The sequence below is a fragment of the Pseudarthrobacter adonitolis genome (genome assembly GCF_055412845.1).
Map to the genome: position 1 here is coordinate 15,968 of NZ_JBVAYW010000030.1, position 11,088 is coordinate 27,055.

Below are 11,088 nucleotides of genomic sequence, written 5' to 3' on the forward strand. Positions count from 1 at the left end.
CCGAGGTGGGTGTCTTCTACATCGCCACCATTCCCCAGTTCATCCCCGCCGGCGCCTCGCCTCTCTTGATGGGCATTTTGCTAGCTGGCGTCCACTGTCTCCTGGCCATGGTGTGGTTCAGTCTGCTGATTTCGGCACAGGCTACGCCGCCCGCTGGCTCAAAGGCGCCCGAAGCATCCGCATCATCGACAGCATCACGGGAGCCGTACTCGTGGGCTTCGGCCTGTACTCATGCAGAAGCCTCACTAATAATCCGACGGCACCGACGAAGAAGCGGTGCCGCTGTGCCCTCTTGTACAGGACGGCATCGAGGTTTACCTTTTATCCCATGACGCGCCGGATTACTGGAGATGCGAAAGCGGCGGCCGCTGTCATCACGGCAGCATCCGCAGCCTTTCTGGCTGGCGCCTTTGTGCCGGTCTCCCGGGTGTACGTCGAAGCGGATCCGCAGGTCAAATGGGCCATTCTGCAGGCAGATCCCGTGCAGTGGAACGTCCAGCAACTGCTCCTCGGCGCGGGCACTGCTGCCTTGCCCGCTGGCGTGGCCATGCTTGCCCGTCACTGGGATCCGGGAAAAAGGCGCGGGACCAAAGAACCCTTGCCGGGTCAGCGCCTTGCCCAGGGCGCTGCACTTGCCTGGGCGGCAGGAGCTTGCCTGTTCCTGGTTCATCTGGAGGAGCGGTACAGAGATCCGGAGGCCTTCGCGTTAGGGAACCAGCCCATCTGGCCATTCCAGGGGTATATGTGGCTCAGTTTCGCCGGTATGGCTGCCCTGGGTGGCGGGCTGCTGAAGCGGGCGCGCAGCAACGATGAGTCCGGCGCCATATCCGGAGATCCGCGCTGGCCTGGCTGGCTCAACCTGGGTGGGGCCGCAGTCTTCGCCGGCGTCCTGGCCGCCACCGGTGACATCCCGCCCCTTGTGGTTTACGGCGTAGAGCTGGCCACCGGGGCGGCGCTGATACGGCGTCTGCGCCGGGGCACCAATGCGGAGAAGCCTGCCTAACTTCTCGCGGTCGACTCCCTGAACGACGGCGGCCCGCACCTCATCCGGGAGGTAATAGGGCGTGGGGAAGCAGTTGCTGCCCCCGGCTCAGTCGCAACCTGCTGCTAATCCGCCAGTGAAATGATGCCCCTGACGCCACTGCTTGCGCTCCTGCCCAGTTGCTCCCGCCGGACCCTGGCTCCGAGGCGGGACACGCCGTCGAACGCGGCGCGCCGCCGGTCCGGCGGAGAAGCAGCTGGGCGGGAAGGCACGTAAGACGGCGGCCCGCAGTACGGCGCCACGCTTGACGCCCCGAAGCCCCTCCGCATATCCTGAACGAACGGTCGGTAAATAATTCCGACCCCTTCCCAGAGGCCAATGCATAGGAGCAACCATGGATTCCATCGTCCAGCGTGACGCGGACGGCCAGGCGAACTTTGACCGCGTCATGGCGGAAGATTCGCGGATCGAGCCGCGGGACTGGATGCCGGATGCCTACCGCAAGACCCTCCTGCGCCAGATTTCCCAGCACGCCCACTCCGAGATCATAGGGATGCAGCCGGAAGCCAACTGGATTTCCCGGGCCCCGAGCCTGAAGCGCAAGGCCATCCTCATGGCCAAGGTCCAGGACGAGGCCGGCCACGGGCTCTACCTCTACTCCGCCGCCGAGACCCTGGGCCAGAGCCGCGACAAGATGATGACCGATCTCATCGCCGGCAAGGCCCGTTACTCGAGCATCTTCAACTACCCGGCGCTGACCTGGGCGGACATGGGTGCCATCGGCTGGCTGGTGGACGGCGCCGCCATCTGCAACCAGGTGCCGCTGTGCCGCGCCTCCTACGGCCCCTACGGCCGCGCCATGGTGCGGATCTGCAAGGAGGAGTCGTTCCATCAGCGGCAGGGCTTCGAGATCCTGCTGGAGCTCGCCCACGGCACCCCGGAGCAGAAGCAGATGGCGCAGGACGCCGTGAACCGCTGGTACGCCCCGGCGCTGATGATGTTCGGACCGCCGGACGACGATTCGCCCAACTCCCGCCAATCCATGGCCTGGAACATCAAGCGCTTCAGCAACGATGAACTCCGCAGCCGCTTCGTGGGAATGATGGTGGAGCAGGTCCGCGTGCTGGGCCTCACCCTCCCGGACAGCGAGGTCCGCTTCAACGAGGACACCAAGAAGTGGGAGCACGGCCCGCTGGACTGGAACGAGTTCAAGGAAGTCCTGGCCGGCCGCGGCCCCTGCAACGCCCAGCGCCTGGAGCGCCGGAGGGAAGCGCACGACGACGGTGCCTGGGTCCGCGAGGCAGCCGCGGCGTATGCAGCAAAACAGTCAGTGAAGACAAAGGAATACGCAGCATGACACCGCATGGCAACCCGGAAGTTCCGGCCAGCTCGGCCACCGAAATCAACCGCGAGGCGGCCAAGATGAGCCCGGTGGTCGAGACCCCTGCCGCCGGCCGCAACGCCTGGGGCCTCTGGGAGGTCTTCGTGCGCTCGAGCCGCGGCCTGTCCCACGTCCATGCCGGGTCGCTGCACGCGCCGGATGCCGCCATGGCCCTGCGCAACGCCCGCGATCTTTACACGCGCCGCAACGAGGGTGTGTCCATCTGGGTGGTCCCGGCCGACGCCATCGCCGCCAGTGACCCTGACTCCAAGGGTTCGTTCTTCGAGTCCCCGCAGGGCAAGGACTACCGGCACGCCACGTATTACACCAAGAGTGAAGGGGTGAAGCACCTGTGAACGCTGTCCCTATGGGCGGGGAATCAGCCACCCGCATCACCCCCGGCAACGCGCTCCGCCCTGAGGACATCGCCCTGGAAGTCCGCACCGGCCTGGCCAAGCCCACCGAGGACGTGGCCGAGTATGCGCTGCGCCTGGGGGACGATGGCCTGATTCTCGCGCAGCGTCTGGGCCACTGGATCTCGCGCGGCCCCGAGCTGGAGGAGGACGTGGCCCTGGGCAACATCGCCCTGGACCAGCTGGGCCACGCCCGGAGCTTCCTGACCTACGCGGGCGGCGCCTGGGAGAAGACCGAGGACGAGCTGGCGTACTTCCGGCGTGAGCATGAGTTCCGGTCGGCCGCCATCTTTGAGCAGCCCAACGGCGACTTCGCGGCCACCATCGCCCGGCAGTTCGTGGTGAGTTACTACCAGTTCGAGCTCTACCGCAGGCTCACCCAGTCGAGCGACGCCACACTCGCAGCCATCGCCGCCAAGGCCGTGAAGGAAGTGGACTACCACCGGGACCACAGCGCCCAGTGGGTCCTGCGCCTGGCCGGCGGCACGGAGGAATCCCGCACCAGGATGATCCACGGCCTGAGGCAGATGTGGCCCTACGTTGCCGAGCTCTTCGAAGACGATGAGCTGACCACGCGCCTGGCGGAAACGGGCGCCGCCGTCGAGCCTTCCAGCCTGCGCGCTGACTTTGACCGCCTGACGGGGGAGATCCTGGCGGAAGCGGACCTGGAGGTGCCGGACGTCCCGGCTGCCCCCGGCGGCGGGCGGTATGGCAGGCATTCCGAGCACCTGGGCTACCTCCTCGCGGAGATGCAGGTGCTGGCGCGCGAGTATCCCGGAGCAAGCTGGTGACCGCCGTGGCCACCGCTGCGCCTGGGCAGACACAGCTGCAGCAGGCGTGGGATATCGCGGCCACGGTCTGCGATCCGGAAATCCCTGTGCTCACCATCGAGGACCTGGGGATCCTCCGCGACGTGCAGGTGACCGAGGAACAAGTTCGGGTCACCATCACGCCCACCTACTCGGGCTGCCCGGCCATGGACGCCATCCGCGACGACCTGAAGGCCGCGTTTGCCAAGGAGGGCTACAAAGCAGAGGTGGACCTGGTGCTTGCCCCGGCCTGGACCACGGACTGGATGTCGGACGCGGGCAAGGCCAAGCTGCAGGAGTACGGCATTGCGCCGCCGTCGGGCAGGGCAGCAGCCGGCGGCCACAGCGGCCCTATCAGGCTCAAAATGGCCGTGAAATGCCCCCAGTGCTCCAGCCTGAACACCAAGGAGCTCACCCGGTTCGGCTCCACGTCCTGCAAGGCGCTGTACGTGTGCAAGGACTGCCTGGAACCGTTCGACTACTTCAAAGTCCTGTAAGGAAGCCCCATGCCTGTTGTGCGTCAGACCGCCGCCGAATCGGCGCTAGCCAGCGGCCGCCGTCGTCCGTCCTTCCATACCCTCACCGTGGCGGAGGTGCGCCGGCTGACCGAGGATGCCATCGAGGTGTCGTTCGGCGTCCCCCAGGAGCTCGCCGGCCAGTTCGACTACCTGCCCGGCCAGTACGTGGCCCTGCGCACCACGCTGCAGGATGAGAACGGCGAGCCGCACGAGGTGCGCCGCAGCTACTCCATCTGCGCCGAGCCGCGCACGTTCCCGGACGGCAGCAGCGAGATCCGGGTGGCCGTGAAGCAGGACCTGGGCGGGCTGTTCTCCACGTGGGCCAACGCCGAACTGAAGGCGGGGGACACCCTGGATGTTATGAGCCCCATGGGCGCGTTTGTGTCCAAGCACGGCCGGGACGGCAAGGCCGTGGAGCAGAACGTCATGAACTCCATGAACCATCCGGAGGCGCTCGCGGGGGAGGCAGCCTCCCAGGGGGCGGGCACGTTTGTGGCCATCGCGGCGGGGAGCGGCATCACCCCGGTGATCGCGATCGCCCGCACGCTGCTGGCGGCCAACCCGGAGACGCGCTTTGACCTGATCTACGCCAACAAGGCCGCCATGGACGTGATGTTCTTGGAGGAGCTGGCGGACCTGAAGGACAGGTACCCGCAGCGGCTGGCCATCCACCACGTGCTCTCCCGCGAGCAGCGGATCGCGCCGCTGCTCAGTGGGCGGATCGACGCCGAAAAGCTCCAGCAGCTCCTCGGCACCGCCATCCACGCGGACGATGTGGACGAGTGGTTCCTGTGCGGGCCGTTCGAGCTGGTGCAGCTGTGCCGGGACACCCTGGCCGAGCGCGGGGTGAAGCCGGAGCACGTGCGGTTCGAGCTGTTCACGAGCGGAAAGCCGGACCGGCCGGAGGGCCACGCCGGCCGTCCCGTGGTGGTGGACGAGTCCCAGGAGACGTACAGGATCACGTTCAAGCTGGACGGCCTGCAGGGCGAGGTGGCCAGCCCCACTCATGCCCGCGAGTCGATCCTGAACGCGGCGCTGCGGGTCCGCGCGGATGTGCCGTTCGCGTGCGCCGGGGGAGTGTGCGGCACGTGCCGCGCCAAACTGGTCACCGGCACCGTGACCATGGACGAAAACTACGCGCTGGAGCAGGATGAGCTGGACAAGGGGTACGTCCTGACCTGCCAGTCGCACCCCACGAGCAAAGACGTCACCGTCGACTTCGACGTTTAAGGAACCCATGATCTCCCTCTCCATCGCCAACAACGTCGCCGAAGTGGTCCTGGACGCGCCGTACAAGCTGAACTCCCTCGACGAGCAGGCGCTCGCGGATTTAACACAGGCGTACGACGACGCCGCTGCCGCCGCCTCGCGCGGTGAGGTGCGGGCGCTGCTGCTGAGGGGAGAGGGCCGCGCCTTCTGCGCCGGCCGGGACATTTCCGGAGTGACGCCGGAGACGGACGACGCTGACGCGTACCTGGGCGGGCTGGTTCAGCCGCTGCTGAAGAAAATGAGCGCGTTCCCGGCGCCCACGTTCGCCGCGGCGCAGGGGGCGTGCCTCGGCGTAGGGCTGGGCCTGCTGCTCGCGACGGATGTCGTGTACGTAGCGGAGAACGCCAAGTTTGGTTCGCCGTTCGCCAAGCTGGGAGCAACCCTGGATTCGGGCGGGCACTGGTACTTCACAGAGCGGCTGGGCATGCACCGGACGCTGGACCTGATCTACACCGCCGAGCTGATGTCCGGGGCAGAGGCCGTAGCCCAGGGCATGTTCAGCCGGGCCATGCCGTCGGACGAACTGTTGGACAACACCCGGGAAATTGTGTCGAAGGTTGCCGCCGGGGCCACGGGCGCCTTCACGGCGAGCAAAGAGCTGGTGGCGCACATCCGCGACCAGCGGCTGGGCTTGTGGGACGCTATGGCGGAGGAGAACGCTGAGCAGGCACGACTCTGCAAGAGTGCGGACTACGCCGAAGGCTTCCGGGCTTTTCAGGAAAAACGCGAGCCGCGATTTACCGGGCAGAAATTGCCTTTTTCCGCTGTTGATTTGTAAGGTTCAGCTATGACAACGGGGAAAGCAATAACCAAAGCCGTCATTCCTGCTGCCGGATTGGGAACTCGCTTCCTGCCCGCCACCAAGGCAATGCCGAAGGAAATGCTGCCGGTGGTAGACAGGCCGGCCATCCAGTACGTGGTTGAGGAAGCCGTGAAGTCCGGCCTCACCGATCTGCTGATGATCACGGGACGAAACAAGCGCTCCCTCGAGGACCACTTCGACCGAGAGCCCGGCCTGGAGCGTGCGCTGGAGCTGAAGGGCGATACCGATGGCCTGGAGTCGGTCCGGTACGCCTCGGAGCTGGGCCCCATCCACTACGTCCGCCAGGGCGAGGCCAAGGGCCTGGGCCACGCAGTGCTGTGCGCCAGCCAGCACGTGGGCAACGAGCCGTTCGCGGTGCTGTTGGGTGACGACCTCATCGACGAGGCCGAGGACCTGCTCACCACCATGATGGAGGTGCAGCAGAAGACCGGCGGTTCTGTCATCGCGCTGATCGAGGTGGACCCTGCCCAGATCAGCGCTTACGGCTGTGCAGACATAACAGCAGTCGACGGCCAGGATTACGTTCGCGTGAACAGCCTGGTGGAGAAGCCTGCCGTGGGGGAGGCGCCGTCCAACCTGGCCGTGATCGGCCGGTACGTGCTGCACCCGTCCGTATTCGGCGTACTGGAGAAGACTGAGCCCGGCCGCGGCGGCGAGATCCAGCTGACCGATGCGCTGCAGACCCTGGCTGCCGGTGAGGGCGAGGGCTCCGGTGTGTACGGGGTGGTCTTCAAAGGTCGCCGTTTCGACACAGGCGACAAGCTGAGCTACCTCAAGGCCGTCATCACGCTGGCGTCCGAGCGGGTGGAGTTCGGCGAGGATTTGAAGACCTGGATGAAGGGCTTCGTCGGCTAGCCATCCCGCACCAGGCTAGCCATTTGGGTCAATTTCCGTTTTGGAGGTTGTTGGCGGCGATGTAGTCGCCCAGTTTGTCGGCTGTGAGGGCTGCCGAGATACTTTGTATGGCCACCGGATCTGTCAGGACAATTGACTGACCGTCGCTGGAGGTTCCGACGCCGCGGGTGGGTAAAGTGAACATGCTGATGTCTTGGGGCCGCACGCTCTTGAGTTCCACGGCGAGGCCGCCAATGGTGGCAGCGTCTAGGCCCTTGTCCACAGCCACGAAGGGCGAGAACTCGTTGACCAAGTTGCTGACGGTGATCGGATTGGTCAGGGTATCCGCGGTGATGGTTTTGGCAATGACACCCTTCATGAACGCTTGCTGATTTCGTACTCGCTGGTAGTCACCGTCGGCAAACGAGTGCCGTTCGCGTACGAACGCAAGAGCCTTCTCACCGCTCAGCGAGTTCGTCCCGACCGCATATGTGAACTGTCCGACGCTGAATGCCATGCTCGAATTTACGTCCACCCCGCCTAACGCCTCAGTTAGCCCCTTGAATCCGTCGAAATTGATCATGGCAACGTGGTCAATCCGCTGGTTAAACATAGATTCCACCGTTTGAACCACCAGTGGAACACCGCCATAAGCCAGGGCCGCGTTGATCTTGGCCTCACCGAATCCAGGAATTTTGACCCTAAGGTCCCGCATGAGGGAAATGGAGTAGACATTTTTTCGGTCCGCCGGAATGTGGACCAGCATCATCACATCGGAACGCTGATCGGACGGCACACCATTCTGCGCATCCACTTCTGTCGGTCCGCGGCTGTCACTTCCCATGAGCAGAATGTTCATTGCCTCCGGCCCTGCCGTGCCCGGTGCCTTTTGGGGACGTGTGGACTCTTCGGGGAAAGCGCTCTGAATTTTCTCGGTCTTGGAGTTGAAGGAGTTGGCAAGGTTCACGACGTAGCCGCCCGCCACTGCGGCAGCAACGAGGACAAGGACAGCTACGACAATCAGGACTGCGCGGCCCTTGCGGCTCTTCTGCGGGGTTGGACCGGCGCCCGTCGCGGGCGGTTCGGTTTCAAGTGGGAGAGTCATAGGATCCTAAACGAATGGCGGAGGAGTCGTTTCCTACCGAGGATATGCCCGGTGCTGTTCGCGGGAAGAATTTGCCAGTCAGCGAAGTAACGCTAGAGCGGACGAAGCTATGGCCACGATCCCTCGGCCAGCAAGTAGCCAATACGGTATCGATTGTTCGGATGGCACGAGGCTAAATCCCTGCCACCAACGGAGTCTTCGCCAGTGCCTGCGCATCCCCTATTAAAATACCACGAGTCGCCGAGATCGAGTCATCGGCATCATGGATCAGCATGGAATTTGTGGCGTTGGGCGCCGCGGAATTTTTCAAGCTGAACGGTACCAACGGGAGTTAGGCGGCTGACTGTTCGGGGATTTCCTTGGGTTGGTTGATCCAGGCTGGTCCGGGGAGCGCGAGGATTTTGGGATCGGTGGTTGTCGTGAAGCGTTCGGGGTGTTTCGTCCGGGCTGCCGCGAGGGTTGCCGAGCGTTCTTTGGCGACGCCGGCGGCGTGGCCGTAGTGGATGTTCGCGGGGGTGTGGAAGCCGATGCCACTGTGGTGGTGGTTCTCTGGGGGTCGTTGATTTTTTGGGCGATCGTTTTCAATATCGTCGCAGGTCAGCGGCTTGTTGGGTGGTGTTTTCGTACACCGTTGATGTGGTGCACGTTTGTCGCCGCATCCTATTTTTTGGTGTTGAGGCGGGTCGTGAGTTCCGGGTTCACGGCTCGCGCGGCGTTGAGATCCTGATCCCGTTCCTCGAGGCGCAGTTTCAGATCGGGGGTCTGCTGCTCGAGCCCGGTGATGCGCTGGTTCAGCTCGTCGAGATCGTGTGGCGCGCCGAGACCGGATTCGCGCCACACTTGTTCGCCGAGCGTTTCGGATAGCCGCCGTTTCAGTGTCCGGATGTGGTTTGCGAGGCGGTTCCCCCGTTCATTGGCGGCGAGCAGGTCCGTATGCAGCGAGGCCAGGCTGACCGCTGCACCCCGTGTGGAGTCGTGGGACGGCTGCGCTTGGATCGTGTGCAGCTGTGCCAGCAGGTCGCGATGTCGGTAGAGGAATGTGCGGTCAACGCCCGCGGCGCGGGCGATGGTGGCGACGCTGATCTCGTGGCCGTCGGAATGTGCCTTGATGGGCGGCAAGGACGCGTTCGCGGCGCCGGGTGGTGTCGGCGCGGCGGCTTTCGATGGCGGCGGCTGTTTTCATAACCGCGGGAGCCTTGGGGATGCTCACGGCACTGGCCTTGGGCGGACATCGGGTACCGGCTGCCGGAACTGGGGCATGCCCAGAGCCGTGGTGCGGTGGCGGCGCACGAGGGTTACGGCCTGCTCGATCTCTGCCCGGTCGACGGGCGCCAGCTGGTCCAGCCCGGCTTCGACTTTAGAGATCAGCCGGCGGATGCGGGTGATCTCGTTCTCCGACGGCAGGGCTTCGGTGCGGGCCCATTCCTCCAGGTCCTGGGTGGCCAGGAGCTTCTCCCGGTTGCGGAGCAGATCATCGAGGTGGGCCTGCAGATCGGGTAGGTAGGAGACGCCGGTGCGGAAGTGATCACAGCCGACGCAACGGAACCGGTAGGGGCAGGCGTTTCCGCCGGCCTGGACGTTGAACGGTTCGGTGCAGAGGCCGAACGGAACGATCACCTCTCTGACGGACCAGCGTGCGTGGTCAGAGTCCAGCAGCTCCTGGGCCTGGCGCCAGATGCGTTCGCCGTGCCGGTTGAACTGCATGGCGGTGACCCGGTCCACGGCCTCGCGGCGGCGCCCTGGCCGACCTGGTAGTAGCTGCTGGTGGTGTCGAGCTTTCGGTGATCCATGAGCTCACGCAGCACATCGATCGGCACTCCCTCGTCGGCGTGCCGCTGGGCGTAGGTGTGCCGGTAGGCATAAAGAACGATGAGGGCCTTGTCGAACTCGGTGTCGTAAGCGGTTCTCAGTACCGGCATGTTCGTGATCCAGGCGCGGTGGTGGAACGCGAGGAATGCGCCGGTCTGTGGGCAGCAGTTTGAGCTCACCGACCGGGGTGTGGGGGTAGCGGGCCCGTACCCACTGCTGCTGGGAAGTGATCACATTGGTAGTGTTCGCGCTGATGGGCAGCCGGCGGCCGAGGCGGCCGGCCTTGTGATTATCAAAGACCAGCACCGCAGATCCGTCGGCATCGCGGGCTAGGCAGTCGAACGCCAGGGCCGCGATCTCCTCGGGTCTTCTGCCGGTGTCGATGGCCAACTCGATCCCGGCCCTCATCGGCGGCGATGTCAGCCGGTCGAGGTGGGAACAGATCTGCCGCATGATTTCCGGCGGCAGATCCCGTCCGGATTCGGCGGCTTCGGGTTCATCGGGGATGTCGGCGGCGCCGATGGTGAAGTCCTCACCGAGGCCGGCGGCCAGGGTGCCGGGACGGGTTAGACCCAGAGCCCGTATCGTGGAGAGCACGTGCCGGACCTCGCGGACGGTGCGGAGCCGGGCATCGGTGCTGATCTGACCCGTCGAGGCTAGATAGGCAAGCCGGTTCAGGAATGTCTCGATGTGGGCGCGGCCAAGACCGGCGGGGATCCGGCCTTGGTCCGGGGGCATCCGCAAGGTCTCCGACAGACGAACCAGGGCGTTCACGTGGTGACGCACCGACATGCTCGTGGTGCTCCGCCGGCCGGGGCGGATCCGTCTTCTGGGCAGGTCATCAATGGCCCAGCGCTTGGCGGCTTCCCGCAACCACGGCTGGCTAAGACCGGTGAATGACACGGTGCCGGAGTTGCCGAAGACCGCCAGGTCCCATTGGTCACCTATGGCCTCGGCGGCTGGGGTGCTTTAGAGCTCGTCAGTAAATAAGCCAGCGTTTCATCGTATTGGTTCTATGGTGGTGCTATGACCATTGGTGCAGAGGTTGAGACGGCTTTGCGGGGAAAGTTCGATTCGTTGTTCCCGCATCTGGATGAGCGTCAGCGCCGCCTGGCCATGGGCGCTGAAGCCCGGGTGCTCGGGCA

General features: G+C 64.9%; 13 protein-coding genes and 1 pseudogene. 9 read left to right on the forward strand and 5 right to left on the reverse strand.

Features of this window, described 5'->3' with window-relative positions:
• The first annotated feature begins 5 nt into the window (after positions 1-5).
• From ACZYZ4_RS18315 to galU, 9 genes are all read left to right on the forward strand, one after another.
• Positions 6-332: a hypothetical protein gene (locus tag ACZYZ4_RS18315; RefSeq protein WP_463863146.1), complete on the forward strand. Its 327-nt coding sequence runs from the start codon at positions 6-8 to the stop codon at positions 330-332.
• Positions 329-1,003, forward strand: coding sequence for a hypothetical protein (locus ACZYZ4_RS18320; protein ID WP_463863147.1), 675 nt, complete (start codon positions 329-331; stop codon positions 1,001-1,003). The genes ACZYZ4_RS18315 and ACZYZ4_RS18320 overlap by 4 nt, the downstream gene beginning before the upstream one ends.
• 373 nt (positions 1,004-1,376) lie before the next feature.
• Positions 1,377-2,339 (forward strand): 1,2-phenylacetyl-CoA epoxidase subunit PaaA, encoded by a 963-nt coding sequence (paaA, locus tag ACZYZ4_RS18325; RefSeq protein ID WP_463863148.1) that lies wholly within the window; start codon positions 1,377-1,379, stop codon positions 2,337-2,339.
• Entirely contained in the window at positions 2,336-2,719 is a 384-nt protein-coding gene (paaB, locus tag ACZYZ4_RS18330) for a 1,2-phenylacetyl-CoA epoxidase subunit PaaB (RefSeq protein ID WP_463863149.1), read from the forward strand. Before paaA ends, paaB begins: the two co-directional genes overlap by 4 nt.
• A gap of 11 nt (positions 2,720-2,730) precedes the next feature.
• On the forward strand, positions 2,731-3,567 hold the full coding sequence (paaC, locus tag ACZYZ4_RS18335) for a 1,2-phenylacetyl-CoA epoxidase subunit PaaC (RefSeq protein WP_463863160.1): 837 nt from the start codon (positions 2,731-2,733) through the stop codon (positions 3,565-3,567).
• Positions 3,564-4,082 (forward strand): 1,2-phenylacetyl-CoA epoxidase subunit PaaD, encoded by a 519-nt coding sequence (gene paaD / locus ACZYZ4_RS18340; protein ID WP_463863150.1) that lies wholly within the window; start codon positions 3,564-3,566, stop codon positions 4,080-4,082. Before paaC ends, paaD begins: the two co-directional genes overlap by 4 nt.
• A 9-nt stretch (positions 4,083-4,091) precedes the next feature.
• Positions 4,092-5,333: a 1,2-phenylacetyl-CoA epoxidase subunit PaaE gene (gene paaE, locus ACZYZ4_RS18345; RefSeq protein ID WP_463863151.1), complete on the forward strand. Its 1,242-nt coding sequence runs from the start codon at positions 4,092-4,094 to the stop codon at positions 5,331-5,333.
• A gap of 7 nt (positions 5,334-5,340) precedes the next feature.
• Positions 5,341-6,150 (forward strand): enoyl-CoA hydratase/isomerase family protein, encoded by an 810-nt coding sequence (locus ACZYZ4_RS18350; RefSeq protein WP_463863152.1) that lies wholly within the window; start codon positions 5,341-5,343, stop codon positions 6,148-6,150.
• A 9-nt stretch (positions 6,151-6,159) separates the two neighbouring features.
• Positions 6,160-7,050 (forward strand): UTP--glucose-1-phosphate uridylyltransferase GalU, encoded by an 891-nt coding sequence (gene galU / locus ACZYZ4_RS18355; protein ID WP_463863153.1) that lies wholly within the window; start codon positions 6,160-6,162, stop codon positions 7,048-7,050.
• A 28-nt stretch (positions 7,051-7,078) separates the two neighbouring features.
• Here the strand turns inward: galU and ACZYZ4_RS18360 are convergent, their stop codons facing one another.
• The 5 genes and pseudogenes from ACZYZ4_RS18360 to ACZYZ4_RS18380 all read right to left on the reverse strand — a co-directional run bounded on the left by ACZYZ4_RS18360 (position 7,079) and on the right by ACZYZ4_RS18380 (position 10,846).
• Positions 7,079-8,134: an LCP family protein gene (locus ACZYZ4_RS18360; RefSeq protein ID WP_463863154.1), complete on the reverse strand. Its 1,056-nt coding sequence runs from the start codon at positions 8,132-8,134 to the stop codon at positions 7,079-7,081.
• A 331-nt stretch (positions 8,135-8,465) separates the two neighbouring features.
• Positions 8,466-8,678: pseudogene (locus ACZYZ4_RS18365) on the reverse strand (IS3-like element ISAar46 family transposase); the annotation flags it as partial.
• Positions 8,679-8,794: 116 nt separating this feature from the next.
• A complete protein-coding gene (locus ACZYZ4_RS18370) occupies positions 8,795-9,253 on the reverse strand; it encodes a hypothetical protein (RefSeq protein WP_463863156.1) in 459 nt (152 codons plus the stop codon).
• Between the two features lie 87 nt (positions 9,254-9,340).
• The gene (locus ACZYZ4_RS18375) at positions 9,341-9,856 is read right to left on the reverse strand and encodes a hypothetical protein (protein WP_463863157.1); all 516 of its coding nucleotides are present in this window, start codon (positions 9,854-9,856) and stop codon (positions 9,341-9,343) included.
• A 72-nt stretch (positions 9,857-9,928) separates the two neighbouring features.
• Positions 9,929-10,846 (reverse strand): site-specific integrase, encoded by a 918-nt coding sequence (locus ACZYZ4_RS18380; protein ID WP_463863158.1) that lies wholly within the window; start codon positions 10,844-10,846, stop codon positions 9,929-9,931.
• Between the last annotated feature and the right edge of the window lie 242 nt (positions 10,847-11,088).